The following is a 25,254-nucleotide window of genomic DNA, read 5'->3' on the forward strand; positions in this document are numbered from 1 at the left end:
AGAATTTTAGCAAAAATAACAGCATTAACATTGGTTCAATATATCAATAAATTTATCTTTGATAGACCAATAAATAATATCAAAAATCAAATCATTTAATTACACCCAACGGGTTAATTTATATTAAATTATAAAGCGGTTTCGCGCAGTTCTAAATTTTGTAGTTAAAATTAATCGTTTTTCATGGCGTCAAGTTCTGCTTGTATTTCTTTACAAGCCTGAATACAAATTCGCTCAAGTTGAGAAAATAAGTCAATTAATTCAGAAGTATATTCTTTTTTTTCTGCAAACTCCTGAATTTTTTTCAGCCATATTTTCACATAAGATATCGATTCCCATTATTGAAAAAGAGGGTGTCATTTTATGTGTAGAAGTGGCTATTGTTTGCCAATTTTTTTCTGCTAAACCTTTTTTTAATGCGCCAATTAAAGAAGGAGTTTGGTTTAAATAGATTGTTAACATCTCAGACTTTTATAGTCTAGACTTAGGTGTTGAACGTCGATATATGCCATACTAGTATTAGCGGGTAATTTTTTTAGTAAAAGACTAAAACCCTCTAGTCCTCCGGCTGATGCACCAATAGGATCCACCGTAAAGGATTATTTTTCAATCTCTTTATTAGCTACTGATTTATCAGATTTAGGAATATATGCCATTATGCACTGTTTTTAAAATATTTTTTTATTATTAGTATCTTTTATCCAATTGTTGGATATCTTGAATTTTTAAACAAGGAAAACAATATGTTAATTTTAACCCTTTTGCAATTTTTTCAAAAATCATTTTTAAAGTGTTCTGATAATCTTTCATAATTTAGTTAAAATATCTTTATTTACTTTTTATGATGGCAAATTCTTCTTCTAATTCTTCACAAGCCTGAGTACAAATAGCTTCAAGTTGACTAATTAAATCGATTAATTCAGTTGTGCTTTCTTCTTTATCAGCAAGCTCCTGAATTTTTTTTGCCATACTTTCAAAATTTGCACTGATACCCATTATCGCAAAAGAAGGAATCATTTTATGTGCCGCAGCTGCTAATAAAGTCCAGTTTTTGGCTTCTAAACTCTGTTTTAAGGTAGTAATTAGAGGAGGCGTATGAGTCAAATATAACGTTATCATTTCCATCATTAATGCAGGATTTGACTTGGTACGGTTGTTCAAATACGTCAAATCAACACATTTTGTTTGTTTACATCGACTATTTTCAATCTCAATCAACTTTTCGGTTTTTTCGAGATTCGGTTTTTTTACTAAGCCCACGATCTTACTGTATAATATCTTTTCGTCAACTGGCTTCGAAATATAATCGTCCATCCCGACTGCTTTGCATTTAGCTAGATCAATTGTTGTAACATCGGCAGTCAATGCAATGATGGGAATTTTAGATTTCAGGGTATTACGGATATAATCCGTGGCTTCAAATCCATTCATTACTGGCATTTGCAAATCCATCAAAATTATATCATACGAATTCTTCTGAAACAATTCGATGGCTATTTTTCCGTTTTCGGCAATATCTCGTTCAAATCCAAAATCATCCAGTAGGGTTTTCATCAGTAACTGGTTAAGTGCAATATCTTCCACTACCAATACTTTTATATTTTTAATTTCCGAATTTAATTGTGTTGCAATTGTTTGTGATTTTGCTTTCGCTTTTGTTTTTCGGAAAGGAAGTGTGAAACTGAATGTTGAACCTTGGTCAATTTTGCTTTCTACTTGTATGTTGCCTCCTTGTGTTTCTACTAATTGTTTTACTATGGCTAATCCTAAACCAGTTCCTCCATACAATCTTGAGGTTCCATTGGTAGCCTGTTGAAAATTTTCAAAAACTGTGGGTATCTTTTCTGCAGCAATACCTATTCCCGTATCTGTAACTGCAAATCGGATAATGACTGTTTCATTATCTTCATGTACCAAGTCAACATTAACTGTAATCTCTCCTTTTGTGGTAAATTTTAAAGCATTACTGACTAAATTTAAAATAATTTGATGCAAACGAACTGGATCTCCAACCAAAACCTCAGGAATTTTACTGTCGTAATTTTTGAATAATTGCAGGTTTTTTTCCTGAATTTTTGTTTCAAACAAATGAAGCATGGCCGATAGTGATGTCGCTATTTTGAAAGGAGTTTGCTCAAAGGTCATTTTTCCTGAATCTACTTTTGCCAAATCAAGTATGTCGTCAATTAGTACTATTAAGGCATCACCCGAGACTTTAATAGCATTAAAATATTCATTCTGTTTATCCGTCAAGTGGGTTTTAATCAACACTTTTGTAAACCCGATAATCGCATTCATAGGCGTACGGATTTCGTGACTCATATTAGACAAAAATTGCTGTTTTGCTTTCATTGCGTCTTCTGCTTTACTTTTTGCTTCTTCGGCAATTAAGGTGGCCAACTCCGCAAATACTTTAGCTTCAATCAGCTCGGTTTCAATCCTTTTTTGATCTGTAACATCCCTGGCAACAATTACTACTCCAAGCACATTTCCTTTCTCATCTTTGTACACTGATCCGTTAAATAATACGTCTGTCAGATTGCCATTTTTATGGCGAAGAATAAGTGGAGAGTCAGCAACAAATCCTTTTTCGAAAACTTTTTGATACACTTCTCGTGCCTTCTGAGGCTCAGTGAAATAATTAAAAAAATCGGTTCCAATCAATTTCTCCCTTTCTATTCCTGTTACTTGTACTGATGCATTATTCATATCGGTTATTTTTCCTTCAGGACTAATAGCAAACAAAGGATCATGACTTGCTTCAATAAGACTAAGTGAATATTCAGATAATAATTTTTGTACAGTTAAATCAGTATTTAATTTTTTAAGTTGCTCAGCTTGAACTAATAGTTCCTGATTTTTCTTATATAAATCTACAAAAACCGCCACTTTTGCCTTTAATATTTCAGGTGAAAGCGGTTTAATCATATAATCAACGGCACCTGCTTGATAGCCTTTGAAAATTTGGACCGTATTGTCCATGCTTGCCGTTAAAAAAATAATCGGTACATGTTTGAGTGTTTCGATTTGGCGAATTAGTTCTACAGTTTCAAATCCGTCCATCAACGGCATTTGAACATCTATTAATATGATGGCAAAATCTTGTTCGTGGAGAAGAATTTTTAAGGCATCATTACCGGAAGTTGCTTTTATGCATAAATAATCCTCAGTAGAGAGAATTACTTCTAAGGCAAACAAATTTTCAGGTAGATCGTCTACTAATAAAATTTTAACAGGGCGATTTATTTTCATTTTCAATTGTAAAATAAAAGTTTAACTTAAGGCATAGGGGAGTTGCCAACTTTATCATGGCATTCCATTATTTGCTTAACCATACGCGCATCAATGATAACAAACGTTCTACATCAATTGGCTTAGTAATGTAATCGTTTGCACCAGCGTCTATACATTTTTGTTTATCATCTTTCATAGCTTTTGCGGTGAGGGCAATAACCGGTAAACTCCTGAATTTTATCTGAGCACGTATTCTTTTCATGGCTTCATAACCGTCCATTTCGGGCATCATTATATCCATTAGAACTAAATCAATATCAGGATTTTTTTCCAGCATATCTAATGCGGTTTTCCCATTTTCGGCTTTTATAACGTCCATCCCGCGTTCTTGAAGTATTTTGGATAATGCAAAAACATTTCGCATATCATCATCCACTAAAAGTATTTTTTTAGAATGAAATATAGCCTCTTTATCGTACAAATTATTTATGATTATTTGTTTCGATTTTGGTAAATTACTAATTGTACGATGCAGAAATAGCGCGGTTTCGTCCAGTAATCTTTCTTCTGATTTTATTCCTTTAATAATAATGCTTTCTGCATATTTTTGAAGCAGATTGTTTTCTTCTTTTGTTAGTTCTTTTCCGGTGTAAATAATAATAGGAGGCATGTTATGTCCTTTGATCTCTTCCAATTTATGGATGAGCTCAAAGCCACTTATGTCTGGTAAACCAATGTCCAAAATGATGCAATCGATGTTATTTTGTTCATATAGCTCCAAAGCTTCTTTACCGCTTCCTGCTTCAAAACATTTTACATCGCCATTACCAATAAGTATTCTCACTGCTTTTCTGGAGTTTTCATTGTCTTCAATTATCAGCAGGTTTTTAATTTTTCTGTTTACAAAATTCTCAATTCGGTTGAAAGCTTCTTCCAGTTCATTTTTAGCGATTGGTTTCATCAAATACTCCACAGCACCTTCTCTAATTGGTTCTAGTGTGCGGTCATTTGCTGATATAATATGTACTGGTATATGTCTTATGGATGGATTTGCTTTTAGTTCGTGTAATACTTGCCGCCCTTTGATGCCAGGTAGACCCATATCTAGAATAATGGCGTTAGGTTTGTATTTTGAAGTAAGTAATAGTCCATCTTCTCCTGTTGCTGCCGACAAGCATTTGAATCCTTTTTTGTGTGCTTGTTTTGAAAGTATAGCGGCAAAATTTCGATCATCCTCGATAATCAGTACCACTTTATCATCCTTACTTATCGTATCTCTATCATCTTTTATAGTGTCATAATTAAGATACGTTGATTCCTTTGTAACTTTTAGTGTATAGGAAACAGGTTGCACTGGAATGGGGTTGAATGTCTCTTCTTGAGGGTGAATTTGCAGAGGAATAATTAGAGAAAAAGTAGATCCATGGTTAAGTTTGCTTTTCAATTGAATTTCTGCTTCTAATAATTTTGCAAGTTCTCGAGAAATAGAAAGTCCTAGACCCGTTCCTCCATATTTTCTTGAAGTACCACCTTCGGCTTGCTGAAAAGCTTCAAAAATAGCAGTTTGTTTGTCTTCCGATATTCCAATGCCAGTATCGATAATGGAAATGTTCAATGTAGTTGCCGTATTTGGTTTAATAGATAAAGTTACACTTCCTTTTTCGGTGAATTTTATAGCGTTGGATATAAGATTTTTTAATATCTGATTCAATCGTTGTGAATCAGTATGTATATATTCGGGTAAATCAGTATTCAATTTGCAAACTAGTTTTAATCCTTTCTGTTCTGCCTGATGTCTAAAATCACGAATTAAATCATCGGTGAAATTTTTTAAGGATACTTTTTCAATGTTAATAGACATTTTACCTGCTTCAATTTTAGAGAGGTCCAGTACCTCGTTTATTAAGACCAGTAAGTCATGTCCACTTTTATAAATTATTTCCGCACTTTCAACCTGTACTTCGTCCAGATTTTTCTTTCTGTTTTCTGATAGATCTTTTGACAGTATCAGCAAGCTATTAAGCGGGGTTCTCAATTCATGTGACATATTTGCCAGGAATTCAGATTTATACTTGCTGCTTATCTCCAGTTGTTTTGTTTTTAATTCTATACTGTTTTTTGAAGCTTCGACTTCTTTATTTTTCTCTTCCAATGACTGGGTCTGCTCTTCCAATTCTTCATTGGTCATTTGCAATTCCTCTTGTTGTTGTTTTAGATTTTGCGCTTGCTGTTCCAGTTCTTCATTCAGTTGTCTGAGTTCTTCCTGCTGCATTTGAAGTTCTTCTGCTTGAATCGAAAGCTCTTTATTTGCAAAACTCAACTCTACTGCCCTTTTTTCTTTTTCATCATTTTGATACGCGAGTTCCTTGTTTGCAATTCCTAATTCGGCAGCCCTTTTTTCTTTTTCATCATTTTGATACGCGAGTTCCTTGTTTGCAATTCCTAATTCGGCAGCTCTTTTTTCTTTTTCATCATTTTGATACGCGAGTTCCTTGTTTGCAATTCCTAATTCGGCAGCTCTTTTTTCTTTTTCATCATTTTGGTACGCGAGTTCCTTGTTTGCAATTCCTAATTCGGCAGCTCTTTTTTCTTTTTCATCATTTTGAAAGGCGAGTTCTTTGTTTGCAATTCCTAATTCGGCAGCTCTTTTTTCTTTCTCATCATTTTGATAGGCGAGTTCTTTGTTGGCAATTCCCAATTCGGCAGCTCTTTTTTCTTTCTCATCATTTTGATAGGCGAGTTCTTTGTTGGCAATTCCCAATTCGGCAGCTCTTTTTTCTTTCTCATCATTTTGATAGGCGAGTTCTTCGTTGGCAATTCCTAATTCGGCAGCTCTTTTTTCTTTCTCATCATTTTGATAGGCAAGCTCCTTGTTGGCAATTCCTAGCTCTGCAACTCTTTTTTCCTTTTCTTCAGCTTGTTGTACCGTATTGACACTTATGGCAATACTATTCATAGAGACATTAACAAATTCCTTTTCTGTTTCGTTAAAATCGCTAAGCTTGCCTATTTCGATTACTCCTATCGTTTTTCCGTCAAGCAGAAAAGGGGTAATAAGTAAATTTTTAGGTTTAGCATCCAGCACGGTTGATATGATGCGTATTTGATCTTCGGATACTTCTGTTATAGCAATTTGTTTCTGTTCCCAGGCGGCCTGACCAATTAATCCCTCATTTAATTTAAATATTTCCTTACCTTCTTTTGAAGATGAAAAAGCAAATTTCCCATTTAGAATCAGCGTATTTTCTTTTTCATTAAATAGATAAACAGCTCCTATATTAGCGTTCAGATAATTACATAAAAAACTAATCGTATTGTTTGCTAATTGCACAATACTTTGATTTCCTATTAATTTTTCGTTGAGTTCTGAGTTACCGGTAAGCAACCAATTTTTATTGGCAGTTTCTGATTCGGAGCTTTTAAGTGCTTTTAAATTTCCAACGACTATAGTGTAAACAATGAGAAGAATTAGAATAATGATTAACAATAAAAAAGCAAAAACAAGATTAAACTTGCCGGCATCATATTCGCTGGTTTTCATTCTTTCATTAAGTAAAGTACGCTCTGTTTCCTCTGCTTTAGCAATTGTTTTTCTTATTTCATCTTGCAACTGTTTCCCCTCGCCAGACGCAATAAATTCTTGCGCTTTTTTAAAATCGCTTTTACGAAAACCAATGCATTTATTTAGATTATCAAAACGAACTTTGATTTGTTCCGAAAGTTCTTCAATATTTTTTTGTTGAATTGGATTGTCTTTTGTCAATTCCTTTACTTTAGCAAGTTGCTCTATTATTCTTGTTTTGGAAGATGAAAATGGTTTCAGGAAATCTTTTTCGCCCGTAATTACATAACCACGTATACCGGTCTCTGCATCGATAGAAGATATCAGTATTTGATCAAATTGAGATAACACCTCATTGGAATGATTAACCAAGCCATTTGAAGTGACAAATTTTTCACTATTTTTATAAGAGAAAATTGCAACTGCTAAAAGGACAACGACACAGGTACTAAATCCGATTACTATTTTTCTGCCAAGGGTCATTTTCATTTTTTTATTTGTAAAGTTTATATCTATTCGTTTTTACGAATTCAGTTTTATCAATAATGCGATTATGTTCTCTATTGATAAAACATGATCAGGTTCAATAGCCCTAATCGCTGATTCGGGCATATAAGGATATTCAGCTGTTTTTGGGTCTTGAATAATGGTCAGACCACCACATTCTTTTATTCGTTTTATACCTTTAGTGCCATCATTATTTGAGCCTGTTAGCACGATTCCTATTAATTTGTTCCTGTAAGCCTCAGCAGCTGTTTCAAACAAAACATCAATTGCTGGTCTTGCAAAATTTACGCGTTCGTCTATTGTGATTGAAAAAGTTTTATCTTTTTCAATTAGTAAATGATAATTAGGTGAAGCAATGTAAATTTTTCCATTTTCTATTATTTCTTTTTCATCGGCTTCCTTAACATGAAGATTACTTTTTTTATCTAAAAGTTGTATCCATTGGCTATCGGAAGTCGCCCCTACGTGTTGGACTATAATAATTGGTATTTTGAAATTAATCGGTAAGGCTGCGGATATAATTTTTAAAACATTCATGCCTCCAGATGAAACTCCTATAACAATTGCTTCATAACGCATTTAATATTTCTTTTTAAATATTCGTTGTTTAGTATCCATCTCTTGATACTCCGAATATAAATCGGAATATCGCAAACTTTCTTTAGATCCTAAACATAAAACGCCTCCATTAATGAGGCTATTGTAAAAAAGAGTTTGCACACTGTTTTGCAAATTTTTATCAAAATATATGAGTACATTTCGACATAATATCAAGTTAACTTCAGCAAATACGCTATCTGTTACTAAATTATGATTGGCCCAAACAATATTTTTTTTCAAAGATTGGTTCATAATCACATGATCATAACTCGAAGTATAATAATACGAAAAAGATTCTTTTCCTCCGGACAGTTGATAATTTACAGTGTATTCTTTTATCATTTTGTTCGAAAAAATACCTTCTTTTGCACGGTTCAATGCCAACTGGTTAAAATCAGTGGCATAAATCGTAGTTCTGTCATACAGGCCTTCTTCCTGCAAAAGAATAGCCATTGAATACGCTTCTTCTCCTGTAGCACAGCCAGCATGCCATATTTTTATAAAGGGATACGTTTTTAAAATAGGGATGACCTTTTCTCTTAATGACCGATAAAAAGTTGGATCACGAAACATTTCGGTTACCGTTATTGATAAATCCTGCAGTAGTTCTGAAGCAAATGCTTCGTCATTCAAAACTTTAGACTGCATTTGAGAAATATCTGCAAATCCTGAAATGGCCATTCTGTTCATTATTCTTCGGCGAATATGAGCTTGAGAATACTGCCTGAAATCATAACCATGTTTTCTATAAATCGCTTCTAATAGCAATGAAATTTCTAGATCTGATGTGTTTTTATACTGCATTTTATTGAAATAAATTTGGTTTTAACTTGACCAAATCGAGAGTGATTAAAATACCGATCGATGAATGATAAGGATAGTTATAGAGGAATATGGATTACATGCGGTCCATATACCAGCTTAATTCTTTTTCCATTTTTTGATATTTAAAAATGGTAGTAATAATCTTTTGTAAACGAACAAATGCAGTTTCACTTTTTACAACATAATCAAATGCTTTGTGATGCATACAGTTTATTGCTACCTCAATTTTATCCTGAGAAGACAACATTACAACGGGGATGTTAGGATTAAAATTTTTTATTTTATCCAAAGTTTCCAGTCCGTTCATGGCATTTTCTACAATACCATCAAGTTGATAATCTAATATTACAACATCAGGAGTATTAGACAAGTTTGCAACACACAGTTCCCCTGTAGGATAAGTTTCAATATTAAAATCAGCGTTTTCTAGAAATTCAATTTCTAGGGATTTTAAAAATAATGCATCATCATCTACCAAGAATATTTTTATTTTAGTATCGTTTTTCAAAATTATGTGTTTTTTATAAGGTTAAATTCTTCTTCTAGTTCATTACAAGCCTGCAAACAAATTTCTTCAAGTTGTCTGACTAAGTCGTGTATGTCGTCTTTTTGTTCTTTTGCGATTGCGTATTCATGAATTTTTTTTGCCATGTTTTCAAAATCAGGATGGATACCCATTATTGAAAATGAAGGAATCATTTTATGCACGGTTGAGCCTAATAATAGCCAATCTTCATCCGCTAAACTTTTCTTTATGGTGCATATTAAGGAAGGTGTTTGTTTTAAATAAAGTGAAATCATCTCCATCATTAATGTTGGATTAGACTTTGTTCGTTGATTTAAATAAACTAAGTCAATACATTTTATTTTTTTTTCAGAACCATTTTTATCCCCAATATTTTCATTAAGCTTTATACTAAGTTTCACCAATTTTGGTTTTTTTAGTATTCCAACTATTTTACTGTACAACACTCTTTCGTCAACAGGTTTTGCAATATAATCATTCATTCCTACGGATTTGCATTTTGCCAAATCTACTGTAGTAACATCAGCAGTCAATGCAATAATGGGAATTTTTGAATTCATCGTATTACGAATATATTCTGTGGCTTCAAATCCATTCATTACAGGCATTTGCAAATCCATCAGTATAATATCATACTTTTTAGCTTTTAATTTTTCGATTGCTATTTGACCGTTTTCGGCAATATCTCTATCGAATCCAAAATCATCCAACAGCGTTTTCATTAATAATTGATTAAGTGCAATATCTTCAACTACTAATACTTTTATATCTTTTATTTCGGTATCCAATTCTAGAATTTCATTCTCTAATTGAGCATCGGCATTTGTTTTTTGAAAAGGTAATGTAAAACTAAAGGTAGTTCCAAAATCAACAGTACTTTTTACTCGGATTTTTCCTCCTTGTGGTTCCACTAATTGTTTCACGATAGCTAGTCCAAGTCCGGTTCCTCCATATAGCCTTGAAGTATCGCTAGTTGCCTGTTGGAAGTTCTCGAATATGGTATCTATTTTTGCTTTAGGAATACCAATTCCAGTATCTGTAACCGCAAATTCAAGAATAACTTTTTCATTATCTTCATGCAGCATATGAACTCCTACGGTAATATCTCCTTGATTAGTAAATTTCACTGCATTACTAACAAGATTTAAAATTATTTGGTGCAATCGAACTGGATCTCCCACCAAAACATCAGGAATTTTATCATCGTATTCCTTTATTAATTGTAAGTTCTTCTCTTGGATTTTTGTTTCAAATAAATGAAGCATAGAAGATATGGATGCCTTCATTTTAAAAGGAGTTTTTTCAAATACCATTTTTCCTGCATCTACTTTTGCTAAATCAAGTATATCGTTGATAAGAACGATTAAAGCATCGCCACTCATTTTTATAGCTGTTAAATATTCTTTTTGTTTGGCAGATAATTCTGTTTTTAAAACCACTTTCGTAAATCCGATAATAGCATTCATCGGTGTCCGAATTTCATGACTCATGTTTGACAAAAATTGCTGTTTTGCTCTTACTGCATTTTCTGCTATAATTGTAGCATTTTCAGCATTAAGTTTTGCTTCTTCCGCAATTTCAGTTGCTAATTCGGCAAAAAGTCTTGCCTCTATTGATTCTTTTTCAATTCTTTTTTGGTCCGTGATATCTCTTGCTACCACAACAACCCCAAGTACTTCGCCCTTTTCATTTTTATAAACGGAACCATTAAGCAAAACATCAGTTAATCTATGATCTTTTATCGTCAATGGGTAGTCAGCTATAAAACCTTTGTCAAAAACTTCCTGATATGCTTTTCGAGCCTCTTGTGGTTCAGTAAAATAATCAAAGAAATCAGAACCAATTAATTTATCACGCAAAACTCCTGTCACTCTTACCGATGCCTCATTTGTATCTGTTATTTTCCCTTTTGGACTAATCGTAAATAGAGGATCGCGGCTTGCTTCAATAAGACTTAAAGAATATTGAGAAGCTAATTTTAAAGAATTGCTAAAATCTTCCAATTCTTTGTTTTCAATTTTTCGCTTTTCTTTTTCTTTATTCTGAAATATAAGTTCTTTGTTGGCAATCAGTAATTCTGCTGCTCGTTTTTCTTTTTCATCATTTTGAAAACGTAGTTCTTTATTAGCAATTACTAACTCATCAGCACGTTTTTCTTTTTCATCATTTTGGTACGCTAATTCTTTATTGGCGATAACTAACTCCTCAGCACGTTTTTCTTTTTCATCATTTTGGTACGCTAATTCTTTATTGGCGATAACTAACTCCTCAGCTCGTTTTTCTTTTTCGTCATTTTGGTACGCTAATTCTTCATTGGCAATAACTAACTCGTCAGCACGTTTTTCTTTTTCATCATTTTGATACGCCAATTCTTTGTTAGCAATAACTAACTCATCAGCACGTTTTTCTTTTTCATCATTTTGAAATGCTAATTCTTTATTTGCAATAACTAACTCTTCTGCACGTTTTTCTTTTTCATCATTTTGATACGCCAATTCTTTGTTGGCAATAACTAATTCATCGGCACGTTTTTCTTTTTCATCATTTTGATAGGCTAACTCTTTGTTGACAGAACGTAATTCAGTTGCCCATTTTTGTTCGGCAATATCTCGGGCTACAATCACAACTCCTAAAACATTGCCTCGATCATCTTTATAAACGGAACCATTGAATAATACATCTGTCAGTTTTCCCTCTTTATGACGAAGTGTAAGGGGAGAATCAGCAACTGAACCCTTAGCAAAAACTTCTTGGTATACTTCACGAGCTTTTTGTGATTCAGTAAAATAATCAAAGAAATCAGAACCTATTAACTTTTGGCGGTCAATACCAGTAATGTTGACCGTAGCTTGATTCATATCAGTAATTTTACCACTGCTATTTATAGTAACCAGTGGATCTAAACTTGCTTCAATTAAACTACGAGTATATTGAGGATCCTGCGTCCTTGATAGTTTCATTTTTAATTATTTGGTTCGTTTGAAATACCAATTTCTTCAATTGGATTTCGTCTTTTGTCTTTCAATTGTTTAAAATGAGAAGGGGAGAGACCCGTAACTTTTTTAAACTGACTCGATAGATGCGCTACACTACTGTAGTTCATTTTCCAGGCAATTTCAGTAATATTTAATTCACCATAAATAATCAATTCTTTTATTCTTTCTGTTTTATGGGAAATTATAAATTGTTCAATGGTTGTACCTTGGACCTCTGAAAATAAATTCGATAAATAAGTATAATCATGATTCATTTTTTCACTCAAATAATCAGAGAAATTTACTTTGATATTTTCCGTGGAATGATGTACCATTTCAATGATCACATTTTTTATTTTTTCAATCAGCATAGACTTTTTGTCATCCATCAATTCGAGACCTGAGTCTAAAAGCGCTTTTTTTAATTGTTCCCGTTGATTCATAGAAATATTTTCCATGATTTCAACTTCCCCTAAATCAACAACAATGAAATGAAGCCCAAGTTTTTTCAATTCCTCTTTTACCGCCATTTTACAGCGATTACTGACCATGTATTTGATATATAGTTTCAAATTATTATTTTTAATTGATCATGTAAAAATGATGTTATTATTCCTGATTTAACTTATAGAACTAAAAAAAAAAATTGTAAAATTCACAGATTTATATTTTTTCTAAATTTACAAATAAAGTATGATAATGAAAAGAGATTGCTGCTTCTATTAAATTGGAAGTGCTAAGAGCTGTAGTGATTTTAAAATAAATAAAAAAAAATTCTATAATTTTATCTATGAATACTACATTTTTTTTATAAAAATAAGAGTTCAAAAGCCAAATAAGTCACTAATTTACTAGTTTGCAGGATTCATTTTGCCGTATAATTTTTGAAGGTTTAGGGAATTCGTGAATATGTTTTTTACTAGAAAGACTAAAAAATAGAACCTTCTTGTATTTTTTATTCTTCAATGTTAAAGATAAAAAAAGAAGGTCTCTAATATATAAATTTTTGAAAATAAATACGAGCAATTGGTAATGCTAAATATTCTATTTCACTTGAAAATTATCGGTCCAATCAAGTGATTTAATAGCCGAAACTTTGTTTTCTTCATTCAATGAAACACGAAGTTCTTTGTTTGCTACTTTCTTTGTATATAACGCTTTATAACGAAAAATAAGTGTTTTGTCAATGTAGTTTTTATAAATTTCGACTAATTGCAGGTCGTTGAAAGTTCCATAATATTGACGAAATTTAGTACATGTTTTTGTCAATCTTTCTTCGGTTGTATTTTGAATTACCGAAGCGGTGGCTTCACTTTCGTTAAAAGGTTTAAACTTTGAAGTGTTGCAGGTCATCAGCACTCTTTTTCCGAGTTCATACGCTTTGTCTTTTTGAAGTTCATTGACATTTGACAGCATCAGTTTTGCAATTTTAACTTCGGCAGGTTTTGGTGTCTCAACGACCTTTTTAGATTTGCAGCTAATAAATAAAACGATACCTAAAATAAGAATTATCTTTTTCATGATTTATGTGATTTTTAATAATATGTTTGGATCTGGACAGTTTTCTAAATAATAATCCAGGTCATTTTTGCTGCAAACCCCAGGATAATCTCCATAATTATCTCCAATATTTTTTATAATTTGGAAATGCAAATGTGGTGCATAATCTCCATTAATGGCTGCATTGCCCAAAGTCGCTAATTGTTGTCCTTTTTTGAAAGTAGTGCCAACTTCAATTTCAGCAATGCTTTCTAATGAAAGGTGTCCATATAGTGTATAAAAAGTCTGACTTTCTATTTTGTGTTCTAAAATAATAGTTGGTCCATAATCTCCCAACCCTACATTGTGTTTGAAACTATGAATTGTTCCATCAAGTGCCGCCAGTACAGGAGTTCCCGCTTTTATCCATAAATCTAATCCAATGTGAATATTTCTTTCTTCTGTTTCAGCATCATTAAAAACGGCGCTTCGCTTGTATAAATTGCGCTCTTCGTTGTAACCACCAAAAGCTAATTTTGAATTTTCTTTGGCCAAATATTTTTCAATAAATTCTTCAAAATCAGTTGATGTGCTAATTTCTTGTTTTGAAAAAAAGGCATTTGACACGGATAAATCCAAAGGAGTATAGTATTTATTATCAACAGAATCATCGATTACTTTGACTTTTTGAATACTTTTTAAGATAGTTTCTAATGTGCTCATTTTGCATTATTTGTAATAAACCTTAAAATAAAATAAAAAATGCCAACATAAAAAATTTACATTGGCATTATAACTTTTAATTAAGAGAATATCCGAATCTTATTTTTTTACCTCAATTTTTGCTGTACCACCAGAAACATTAACACTAGTTTTAGTAGCTCCACTTTTAATAGTAACATTTACGCCATTTGTGCCAACTATTATTGACGAACTGTCTTTCACTTGTTTTGAAGAAGTTGGAGCGGCGGGAGTTGTCACGGTAGTTTGGATATGCAAATAAAAAGTGCACATTAAGTTAAGCTACATTTTTGTAATTAATTTGATTGTTAAATTCTTCAATAGTTGCATAATTCAAAGCAGAATGTCTCCTTTTTCTATTGTACCAAATTTCAATGTATTCAAAGATTTCCAGTTTCATTTGTTCTTTAGAAATCAGTTTGTTTCCATAAATCAATTCAGTTTTCAAGGATTTAAAAAAGCTTTCCGCTACTGCATTGTCCCAACAATTTCCTTTGCGGCTCATACTACGGGTTATTTTTTTGTAGGAATCAAGAACATTTACAAACTTTTTGCTTGCATATTGAACACCTCTGTCGGAATGAAAAATCAAACCTTCCTCAATATTTCAATTTTTAACTACCATTTTCCAAGCTCCAAGGGTAGTTTCTTCTGTACTCATTCCGTCACTCAAACTCCAACCGATAATTTTTCTGTCGTATAAATCCATAATAGTGGTCAGATATACAAACCCCTCTTTAGTTTGGATATATGTAATATCCGAAACCCAAACTTTTGAAGGCATTTTTACAATAAACTCTCTGTTTAATACATTTTCGACAACTAAATAATTATGATTTGAGTTGGTTGTAACTTTGAACTTCTTGCTTAATTTGCTTCGTAAGCCAAGTTCTTTCATATATTTTGCAACTGTAATTCGTGAAACTTTATAACCTAAATACTGTAATTCCAATGTTATTCTAGGACTTCCATATCTTTGCTTGGCTGCAAAATAAATCAATGTTATCTGTTCTTTTATGGTAATTTTTAGTTGTTGTCTTGCTGTGATTACTTGTTTTTTCCATCGGTAATAACTTCCGCTGCTCACTTGTAGAACTTTGCACATTTTTTCAATCGGGAATAGTTGTTCATTGCTTTTTATGAAACTATAAATCATCGACCGCTCTTGGAAAAAATGCCGATTGCTTTTTTTAATATATCACGTTCTAATTCGGCATCTTTGAGTCTTTTCTCCAGTTCGTGGATTTTTTCTTGCTCGGGAGTGAGTTTTAAATTTCCTTTCCCAGGAAAACTTCCTTCTCCAAATTCCTCAAACTCTTTACGCCATTTATACAACTGTGGTGCTGTGACTCCCAACTCTCTGGCGAGTTCTGATACATTTGTTCTATCATAACTCAATTGAACGGCTTTTTCTTTAAAAGCTTTGTCATAAATTTTGCGGACTTGTTTCATAGGCTAAAATTAAGATTAATTCTTAACTTAATGTGATGGCTAAGTTAGCATGTCCACTAATTAATTGATTACCAATTTAATATTTTATTCTTTTATAAACAAGTGATTAATTATTAATCAAAAAAAAATCCCAACTTCAAGTTGGGATTTCAATTTTTAAAAAATCATGTATTAATACAAACTTGGATATTTAACTGGATTTACCTCATTCATCATCCCATATACTTTTTCAAAAATATCTTCAGTCGAAGGTTTAGAGAAATAATCTCCGTCAGTTCCGTAAGCAGGTCTGTGTGCTTTTGAAGTTAAAGTTTGCGGTTTACTGTCTAAATAATTATAAGCATCTTGTTGTTCTACAATTTGTTGCAAGATATAAGCGGAAGCTCCTCCTGGAACATCTTCGTCTATAACTAAAAGACGGTTTGTTTTGGCAATACTTTTTACCACATCTTGATTAACATCAAATGGGAGTAAAGACTGTAAATCGATGATCTCACAATCAATACCTACTTCCAGTAATTCTTTGGCGGCTTGTTGCACTAATCTTAACGTAGAACCATAAGAAACCAAAGTAATATCTGTTCCTTCTTTTAATGTTTCAACAACACCAATTGGGGTTTTAAATTCACCATAATTTAACGGCATTTTTTCTTTCAATCGGTAACCATTTAAACATTCGATTACTAAAGCCGGTTCGTCACATTCTAATAAAGAATTGTAAAATCCGGCAGCTTGTGTCATGTTTCTTGGAACTAAAACGTGAATTCCTCGCACTGCATTTATAATCATTCCCATAGGAGATCCTGAATGCCAGATTCCTTCTAAACGATGGCCACGTGTACGTATAATTAAAGGTGCTTTTTGCTTACCTACCGTTCTATATCTTAATGTTGCTAGATCATCGCTCATAATTTGGATGGCATACAACAAATAATCTAAATATTGAATTTCGGCAATTGGGCGTAAACCACGTAATGCCATACCGATACCTTGACCAAGAATGGTTGCTTCACGAATTCCGACATCAGCTACACGAAGTTCTCCGTATTTCTCTTGCATTCCTTCTAAACCTTGGTTTACATCACCAATATTTCCTGCATCTTCGCCAAAGATCAATGTTTCTGGATATTTGGTAAAAATAGCATCAAAATTATCGCGCAAAATCATGCGTCCATCAGTGTCTTCTTTCGCATTGTCTGAATATTCAGGTAAAACTTTTTCTACTGAAAATACATTCAATTCTGTTTCAGAAAATAAGTTACTGCTAAAATTTTTCTGTGTTTTTTTAGTATAGGAAGTTATCCATTGAGATAATTCCTCTTTTCCGGCTTCATTCATCACTAATCGCAATGTTTTTCTAGCCGCAACAAGAATTTCTTTTTTCAAAGGAGATTTATTGCTACTTAATTCAGAAATGAATTTTAAGATTGTTTCTTTATTTTTACTGGTCTCTGCTACTCTTTGCAACAAAGAAACAAGTTCTTTCTGTTCGTCAATAATAGGGTTTAAAAAAGCACTCCAAGCCGCTTTTTTTCCTTCCAATACTTCTTTTCTGGCTTCCTGATCAATGGCTTCAATTTCTTCTGGAGACGCAATGTTGATGGCTATCATCCATAGTTTCATTTGGCGAATGCAATCAAAATCTTTCTCCCAGGCTAATCTGGCCGCATCCTTGTATCTCTCATGAGATCCTGAACTGGAATGCCCCTGTGGCTGCGTAAGTTCGTTTACGTGTATTAAAACTGGAACATGGTTTTCTCTTGATATAAGGGCAGCTTTCTCGTAAGTAGCAACTAAATCAACATAATCCCATCCTTTGACTGTTAGTATTTCAAACCCATTGGTATTTTTTTCTTTTTGGTATCCTTTTAGAATTTCAGAAATGTTTTCTTTAGTAGTTTGATGTCTTGCATGTACTGAAATACCGTATTCATCATCCCAAACACTCATTATCATTGGTACTTGTAGAACACCTGCAGCATTTATAGTTTCAAAAAATAATCCTTCAGATGTGCTGGCATTTCCTATCGTTCCCCAAGCAATCTCATTCCCTTTGTCAGAGAAATTACTTGCGTTTTTTATACCTGAAACTTCTCTGTAAATCTTTGAAGCTTGTGCAAGCCCTAACAACCTTGGCATTTGCCCGGCCGTTGGAGAAATATCTGCACTTGAATTTTTTTGTTTTGTTAAATCTTTCCAAGTTCCGTCTTCATTCAAACTGTGTGTCGCAAAGTGCCCACCCATTTGTCTTCCTGCTGACATTGGTTCTTGTTCAATATCCGTATGACCATACAATCCTGCAAAAAATTGTTGTACGGTTAATTGACCAATGGCCATCATAAAAGTTTGGTCACGATAATATCCAGAACGAAAATCACCGTCTTTAAAAGCTTTGGCCATGGCTAACTGTGGAACTTCTTTTCCGTCTCCAAATATTCCAAATTTTGCTTTCCCGGTTAATACTTCTTTACGTCCTAATAGACTACATTCCCGACTTACTATGGCTGTTCTATAGTCATTTAATACTTCGGTTTTGAAATCTTCAAATGTCAATGTAGAATTGGTTTTTTCTTTTATCATAATTGAAAAGTATAACTTTGTGAAGCAAATTTAATTAAAAACTAGCTATTTTCATAATTCATTGAAAAAAATATAATTTAATTATTACAATAAATTTGGTATAAAACGAACCTCTTTTTTTATTATATTCATCAAAATAACTATTTTAATAACAATTATGTAAATAAAAATCATTTTAACAATCGATTAGAACCATTTTCGATTAAAAAGATTGATTAATGTTTTTGGTGAAAAAGTAACTAAAAATCTTATTTTTTCATTGTAATTATTGTGCGCTATTTCCCATCCTTTGTTCGAATATACAGGGAAATACAATTCAAAATAATCAGTAACCAAGTTCAGACGAATACCACTATCATAAACAAATTTTGGATTTTGATACTTGTTTTTAACCAAACCCAAGTCTCCATAAATTTCTACCCAATTCCAAATATTAAAACTTCCGTTAACCGTCGTAATCCATTGGTTAGCATAAGGGGTTACTAATTTCGATTTAAATCCGCCCTCCGATAATATAAATTGCTGGCTAAAAAGACCAGTACTTTCGGATCTTCCATAATAGCCATAATCAAACAAATAATCCGTAGGTCTGTCCAGTGCGAAACTAAAAAAATCCGAATCGGTTTTGTTGTATAAAAAGCTTCCAGCGTACAATCTTAAATTGATTTGAAGATTATTTTCAAACAATTTTCGGTATTCCAATTCACTTGCAATTTTTCCGAATTTGCTTGCGATTTGTATATCCGACGTGAAACTGAGATGATTGGTCACTTCCGTTGTTGAATTAAAGTATTTCGCATCAAAAACCGAGTAATTCTCCGTTGAATTATCAACAACAAAAGCGCTTTTCTCGCGGTTTACTAAGACTTGACGCAGCATAATTAATTGTTTTCTGTTGTCTCTAAAATTTTCTTCCCTAATTCGCATTTGAATCATTGGATTTATCTTCTGATAAAAAGCATCAGGGGCGTAATGAAAATAAGTACCTGATAGCGAATATCTCGCGTTATATAGTCTGCTTTCTCTATAATTTTGGTTAATTGCAAACCAACCAGAACCGGAAAAATTATTAGTTTTAGTTGAATAAGATGGATTTATATCAAAGATAAATGGTTTATCTAATATTGTTTTGTTGTGTAATCGTAATCCCGGTGACAAACCATCGTATAAATTATAAGTTAGTGAGGGAACGTACAAAATTTGATTGTAGTAAGGATCTTCTAAATCCTTCATGAAATTAAATTTAAAAGGACGATTGTTTGGATAAAAACTTTTTAGAGACTTCCAGTTGTTTCGTAAATTATACTCGGGAACTTCATTTTTATAATTTATGACAATTTTATCTGCACTTTTTCTTTCTATCGTAAAACTGCTGTCTATTTCAGGTACATCAAGCCATTTCTTAAAAACCACTTCCCCTTTTTTAATCCCATAAACAGGAATAGGGACTAAGACTCCTGTTTTACTTTTTACGGAAAAAGTTATACTGTCTTGTGTTCTTGAAACTCCAGAAAATTTGTAATCAACAATAGCTCTGGAATTGATGATTGTTTTGAAAAACCAGTCAATATCTTTGTTTGTATTTGATTTTAAAAGCGTTTCAAAATCATCTCTGGAAGTTTGTTTTTCCTTGTTTTGAAGATAAAATTGACGAATACTATTCTTTACTGTATTCTGGTTTAAATAATCATCCAAGTATAAAAGACTTAAACCCGCACGATATTTACTCGCAATTTGCTCATTGAATTTTATTAAGGTATTTTTCGGATCTCCTAATGGCTGATCTAAATTTTTCCGTGCCATAAGCATATAAAAATAGCTGTATTGCTCGTTAAAATCTAAGTTGGTCAGATTATAACTTTTCAATAATTTAAATTTGGAAATACTACCAAACATCTTCGTATTTGGATGGTTTTCGTCAATGTATTTCATCATGGCATACACTTGAATTCCATCATAAATCCAGTCGTCATTTCTTGGATTTAATCGTAAACTATTTTTCAGATAAGTATTCAGATAGGTTTTCAAAAATTTAATTTCAAAAATAAACTCATCCGGAAACGGACTCAAGAAAGACGGTAATTGATTCAAACCATAAAAAGGGTTTCTCTCGTAATCCGTTTGCGAAACAATTATTTTTTCATGTGGATATTGGCCAATTTGTTTAGTGACATAAATCATCACACGATCCATAATAATTGCTTTTTGAACCGCACTTAGTTTATTTTCTTTAAGATTGGTCAGCACCTCGTTAGTACTGTTTTTAAAACTGATAAAACTGGATTTGGGTTCTATAAAAAGGCTGAAATCGGTTCTGTTTTTTCCAGATAATTTGTAGGTAGAAAAACCGACAGTCTTGATTGGAGTATTATTATTATTATTATTTAAATCGGAAATGGCTTCTAAATTCGAAGGAATCTTCAAATCAATATCAAAGCCAGAAACAGCGTTCGAGATATCATCTAAATTGTTGTTGCTGTATCGTATAAAATCATGATTTTCATATCGGGCGGGAGTAAGGAACCAGTTTTTAAGGTTTATTTCTTCTTTATCATTATAACCGTATTTAGTGAATTTATCACTTGGAATTTTAGCAATATAGGTAAGTTGTAATGTGATTTTATGGTTGGGGATTAATTTATCTCTTAATTTAACAACGATAAAATCTGGGTTTTTCTCTGTTCGTTCCCAAACAATTACTAAATGACTTTTATCCGTAATAGTCAAATTTTTGGTACTTCCTCGTTCTGCCTCTTTCGCTAAATGAAAACCTCTGTAAAACTCATCAGAAAATCGCTTGGCCAGTGGTGTGTTTTTATTGGAATAGGCATTGTTCCAATCATTCAAAACAATCGATGTCAAAGTATCATTCGACTGATTGAAAAAAGTCATTTCTTGTTCTATAGTCAACGTTTTATTCTCTGAATTCAATTCTACAGTCATTGTCGAATGATGTTGTCCATATTGTTTTGTTGAAACCAACACGACAAGAATTAAAACGATGATTTTATACAATGATTTCAAGTAAGTAATTTAAAATTTAATAAAAAATAAATGTACTTATTATTAAACATTAAATGAACAAATTTTAGTTCAAAATAAAATAAAAAAAGCTGCTTTTAGGCAGCTAATTCTTAGAAATTTGGTGATAAATCATATTTTTTATAAAATTTATCTAAAACTTCAACGACCTCATCCTCGGTGTCAACAATTTTAAACAAATTCAAATCTTCAGCGTGAACCGTACCCTCTTTTTCTACTAGTACCGTCTTAATCCAGTCAATCAATCCCGACCAAAAACTGGTTCCAACCAAGATAATAGGGAATCGGGCTATTTTTTTTGTTTGAATCAAAGTCATCGCTTCAAACAATTCATCCATAGTTCCAAAGCCTCCTGGCATCACTACAAAACCTTGGGAATATTTCACAAACATCACTTTTCGAACAAAGAAATAATCAAAATTCAAATTTTTATCGCTGTCAATATAAGGATTGTAATGTTGCTCAAATGGTAATACAATGTTTAGTCCCACTGAGGTTCCACCGCCTAAATGCGCACCTTTATTACCTGCTTCCATAATTCCGGGTCCGCCACCAGTAATCACGCCATAGCCTGCTTTACTGATTTTATAGGCAATTTTTTCGGCAAGCAAATAATATTCATGCTCTGGTTTTGTTCTGGCAGAGCCAAAAATAGTTACGCAGGGCCCTATGCGTCCCATACTCTCATAACCGTTTACAAATTCGGCCATGATTTTAAAAATCGCCCAACTGTCGTTGGTTCTTATTTCGTTCCAAGTCTTTCTTTTTAATCGGTCTTGGATAACTTTATCCTCATCATTGTCAAAATCTTCTAATCTCATTTTCTATATTTTATAATCTTATTTTTTTGGAGCTATTTCCACTTTTATCTGGGCTAGCGCTCCCAATTACTAAAGTAATTCTTTTTTCAAGAATTGCGCCGTATAACTTTTTTTATTTTTTATAATTTCCTCAGGAGTTCCTTTGGCAATAAGCTGTCCGCCACCTTTTCCGCCTTCTGGACCAATATCTATGATGTAATCCGCTAGTTTTATTACGTCCATATTGTGCTCGATAATCAAAATCGTATTTCCTTTATCAACCAGTTTATTAATCACCTCCATCAATACTCTGATGTCTTCAAAATGCAATCCAGTCGTGGGTTCATCCAAAATATAAAAGGTATTTCCGGTATCTTTTTTGGATAATTCACCTGCCAATTTGATGCGTTGTGCTTCACCACCGGAAAGCGTGGTACTTTGTTGTCCCAAAGTAATATAGCCTAAACCAACATCTTGAATTGTTTTTACTTTTCTGTAAATCTTCGGGATCATTTCAAAAAATGGAACCGCTTCATCTACCGTCATATTCAAAACATCAGAAATGGATTTTCCTTTGAATCGAATTTCTAATGTTTCTCTATTAAAACGTTTCCCTTGACACGTTTCGCATTCTACGTAAACATCGGGTAAAAAGTTCATTTCAATTGTTCGCACACCTGAACCTTCGCAGGTTTCACAGCGTCCTCCTTTTACATTAAAACTAAATCGTCCCGCTTTATATCCTCGAATCATACTTTCGGAAGTCATCGTAAACAGATTTCTGATTTCGGTGAAAACTTCGGTGTAGGTGGCTGGATTACTTCTTGGAGTTCTTCCAATCGGGCTTTGGTCAATATCAATTACTTTGTCGATGTGCTCCAATCCTTCAATTTTTTTGTAAGGCTTTGGTTTTTTGACACCATTAAAATAATAGGCATTCAAAATAGGGTAGAGCGTTTCATTTATCAAAGTTGATTTTCCACTTCCGGAAACTCCAGTCACGCAAATCATTTTGCCTAAAGGTAATTCTATCGAAACATTTTTCAAATTATTTCCTGTTGCTCCAGTCAGTTTCAGGAATTTTCCATTTCCCTCCCGACGTTTTGCAGGAACTTCAATTTTCATTTCACCGTTCATGTACATCGCTGTAATAGTATGATGTTTCAAGATTTCGGCTGGTGTTCCTTTACTGATAATTTCGCCTCCGTATTTCCCTGCTTTGGGGCCAATATCAATCACATAATCGGCACGTTCAATCATGTCTTTATCGTGTTCCACCACAATCACTGAGTTTCCAATATCGCGTAATTGCTCGAGAGAATGAATCAATTTGTCATTGTCTCTTTGGTGTAAACCAATACTTGGCTCATCGAGAATATACAAAACACCAACTAGCTGCGAACCAATTTGAGTTGCCAAACGAATACGTTGTGCTTCACCACCCGAAAGTGATTTGGAGCTTCGGCTTAAAGCCAAATAATCCAAACCTACATTCATCAAAAAATTCAATCGATCCTTAATTTCTTTGATTACTTCAGTGGCGATACGTTTTTGTTTATCCGATAAATGGTTTTCTAAATCAAGAAACCAAGCGGTCAAATCCGAAATGTCCATATCGCACAATTCGGCAATATTTTTTTCATTGATTTTAAAGAACATCGCTTCTTTTTTCAAACGAGAACCTTGGCAAACGGGACATTTTATTTCGTCCATGAATTCCTTTGCCCAACGTTTTATACTTGTGGAACCGCTTTCGTCATGTTGATTTTTGATGAAATGTGAAATCCCTTCAAAATCAATTTTATATTCACGGGCAACTCCTAAATCTTTAGAATTGATGGTGAATTTTTCTTTTCCACCATTCAAAATCATTTCCATCGCTTCCTCCGGAATGGTGCTAACTGCATCGGTCAATTTGAAACCATATTTCTCTCCAATTATTTCCAATTGCTTGAAAATCCAAGATGATTTGTACTCGCCCAAAGGAGCAAAACCGCCCGCTTTTATCGATAATTTTGGATTTGGGATTATCTTCTTCGGGTTAATTTCATTTACCGTTCCTAATCCGTTGCAATGATCACAAGCGCCTTTTGGGGAATTGAAAGAAAATAAATTGGGTTCCGGATTCTGATAAGAAATTCCGGTAGAGGGACACATTAAATTCCGACTAAAAAACCTCACTTCATTAGAATCTTGATCCAATACCATCAACACATTCTCCCCATGATGCATCGCTGTATTAATGCTTTCGGTCAAACGTTTTTCATTTTCTGGAGTATCATCAATAACCATTCTATCCACAACAATTTCTATATCGTGTGTTTTGTAACGGTCTAATTTCATTCCTAAAGTAATGTCGAGGATATCACCATTCACTCGAACTTTAAGGAAACCTTGTTTGGCAATTTGTTGAAAAAGCTCTGCATAATGTCCTTTTCGAGCCCGAATAACTGGTGCTAAAATATTGATTCGTTTTCCGGTAAAATCCTGAATAATCAAATCCTTGATTTGCTCATCAGAATAGGAAACCATTTTTTCGCCGGTATTGTAGCTGTACGCATCGGCACCACGGGCATACAGTAATCGCAGGAAATCGTATATTTCAGTGATAGTTCCTACGGTTGAACGTGGACTTTTACTGGTTGTTTTTTGTTCAATTGCAATTACTGGAGAAAGTCCGTCAATTTTATCCACATCTGGACGTTCTAAACCTCCCAAAAATTGACGCGCATAAGCAGAAAAAGTTTCTACATAACGGCGTTGCCCTTCGGCATAAATCGTATCAAAAGCTAAAGAGGATTTCCCAGAACCCGAAAGACCGGTAATTACGACCAGTTTTTCACGAGGAATAGAAACATCTATGTTTTTTAAGTTGTGAACTCGAGCGCCTTGAACTTCAATGGTATTGTCTTTGTCTAACATAATTTTTGC

Annotated in this window: 16 protein-coding genes and 2 pseudogenes; 1 reads left to right on the forward strand and 17 read right to left on the reverse strand. The window is 33.2% G+C overall.

The genetic code is table 11. The features are described from left to right. Positions 1 to 99 (forward strand): annotated as a pseudogene (locus tag ACFX5F_RS15015) (IS982 family transposase); the annotation flags it as partial. A gap of 162 nt (positions 100 to 261) precedes the next feature. On the opposite strand, the gene ACFX5F_RS15020 reads toward ACFX5F_RS15015, so the two are convergent. The 17 genes and pseudogenes from ACFX5F_RS15020 to uvrA all read right to left on the reverse strand — a co-directional run bounded on the left by ACFX5F_RS15020 (position 262) and on the right by uvrA (position 25,245). Beyond that, positions 262 to 462 (reverse strand): hypothetical protein, encoded by a 201-nt coding sequence (locus ACFX5F_RS15020; RefSeq protein WP_379852846.1) that lies wholly within the window; start codon positions 460 to 462, stop codon positions 262 to 264. Next, the gene (locus ACFX5F_RS15025) at positions 456 to 590 is read right to left on the reverse strand and encodes a chemotaxis protein CheB (protein ID WP_379852848.1); all 135 of its coding nucleotides are present in this window, start codon (positions 588 to 590) and stop codon (positions 456 to 458) included. The genes ACFX5F_RS15020 and ACFX5F_RS15025 overlap by 7 nt, the downstream gene beginning before the upstream one ends. A 238-nt stretch (positions 591 to 828) precedes the next feature. Continuing rightward, positions 829 to 3,252, reverse strand: coding sequence for a response regulator (locus ACFX5F_RS15030; protein WP_379852849.1), 2,424 nt, complete (start codon positions 3,250 to 3,252; stop codon positions 829 to 831). A 67-nt stretch (positions 3,253 to 3,319) separates the two neighbouring features. Further along, on the reverse strand, positions 3,320 to 7,285 hold the full coding sequence (locus tag ACFX5F_RS15035; RefSeq protein WP_379852850.1) for a DUF705 domain-containing protein: 3,966 nt from the start codon (positions 7,283 to 7,285) through the stop codon (positions 3,320 to 3,322). 33 nt (positions 7,286 to 7,318) lie between these two features. Continuing rightward, the gene (locus ACFX5F_RS15040; RefSeq protein ID WP_379852851.1) at positions 7,319 to 7,882 is read right to left on the reverse strand and encodes a chemotaxis protein CheB; all 564 of its coding nucleotides are present in this window, start codon (positions 7,880 to 7,882) and stop codon (positions 7,319 to 7,321) included. Further along, complete coding sequence (locus ACFX5F_RS15045; protein WP_379852852.1) at positions 7,883 to 8,707, reverse strand: CheR family methyltransferase; 825 nt, start codon at positions 8,705 to 8,707, stop codon at positions 7,883 to 7,885. 94 nt (positions 8,708 to 8,801) lie between these two features. Continuing rightward, positions 8,802 to 9,236 (reverse strand): response regulator, encoded by a 435-nt coding sequence (locus ACFX5F_RS15050; protein WP_379852853.1) that lies wholly within the window; start codon positions 9,234 to 9,236, stop codon positions 8,802 to 8,804. 2 nt (positions 9,237 to 9,238) lie between these two features. Continuing rightward, positions 9,239 to 12,214, reverse strand: coding sequence for an ATP-binding protein (locus tag ACFX5F_RS15055; RefSeq protein WP_379852854.1), 2,976 nt, complete (start codon positions 12,212 to 12,214; stop codon positions 9,239 to 9,241). 2 nt (positions 12,215 to 12,216) lie between these two features. Then, positions 12,217 to 12,780, reverse strand: coding sequence for a helix-turn-helix domain-containing protein (locus ACFX5F_RS15060; RefSeq protein ID WP_379852890.1), 564 nt, complete (start codon positions 12,778 to 12,780; stop codon positions 12,217 to 12,219). A gap of 493 nt (positions 12,781 to 13,273) precedes the next feature. Continuing rightward, the gene (locus ACFX5F_RS15065) at positions 13,274 to 13,750 is read right to left on the reverse strand and encodes a hypothetical protein (protein WP_379852855.1); all 477 of its coding nucleotides are present in this window, start codon (positions 13,748 to 13,750) and stop codon (positions 13,274 to 13,276) included. A gap of 3 nt (positions 13,751 to 13,753) precedes the next feature. Next, positions 13,754 to 14,431, reverse strand: a complete 678-nt coding sequence (locus ACFX5F_RS15070) for a peptidoglycan DD-metalloendopeptidase family protein (protein ID WP_379852856.1) — start codon at positions 14,429 to 14,431, stop codon at positions 13,754 to 13,756. A 99-nt stretch (positions 14,432 to 14,530) separates the two neighbouring features. Beyond that, positions 14,531 to 14,722, reverse strand: coding sequence for a hypothetical protein (locus ACFX5F_RS15075; RefSeq protein WP_379852857.1), 192 nt, complete (start codon positions 14,720 to 14,722; stop codon positions 14,531 to 14,533). Positions 14,723 to 14,726: 4 nt separating this feature from the next. Beyond that, positions 14,727 to 15,901: pseudogene (locus ACFX5F_RS15080) on the reverse strand (IS3 family transposase). Between the two features lie 171 nt (positions 15,902 to 16,072). Continuing rightward, positions 16,073 to 18,481: an alpha-ketoacid dehydrogenase subunit alpha/beta gene (locus ACFX5F_RS15085; RefSeq protein WP_379852858.1), complete on the reverse strand. Its 2,409-nt coding sequence runs from the start codon at positions 18,479 to 18,481 to the stop codon at positions 16,073 to 16,075. A gap of 186 nt (positions 18,482 to 18,667) precedes the next feature. Then, the gene (locus ACFX5F_RS15090) at positions 18,668 to 21,424 is read right to left on the reverse strand and encodes a gluzincin family metallopeptidase (RefSeq protein WP_379852891.1); all 2,757 of its coding nucleotides are present in this window, start codon (positions 21,422 to 21,424) and stop codon (positions 18,668 to 18,670) included. A gap of 191 nt (positions 21,425 to 21,615) precedes the next feature. Further along, positions 21,616 to 22,344: an LOG family protein gene (locus ACFX5F_RS15095; RefSeq protein WP_379852860.1), complete on the reverse strand. Its 729-nt coding sequence runs from the start codon at positions 22,342 to 22,344 to the stop codon at positions 21,616 to 21,618. A gap of 69 nt (positions 22,345 to 22,413) precedes the next feature. Then, positions 22,414 to 25,245, reverse strand: coding sequence for an excinuclease ABC subunit UvrA (uvrA, locus tag ACFX5F_RS15100; protein ID WP_379852861.1), 2,832 nt, complete (start codon positions 25,243 to 25,245; stop codon positions 22,414 to 22,416). Positions 25,246 to 25,254: the final 9 nt, after the last annotated feature.

The sequence above is a fragment of the Flavobacterium zhoui genome (genome assembly GCF_042787235.1).
GTDB lineage: Bacteria > Bacteroidota > Bacteroidia > Flavobacteriales > Flavobacteriaceae > Flavobacterium > Flavobacterium zhoui.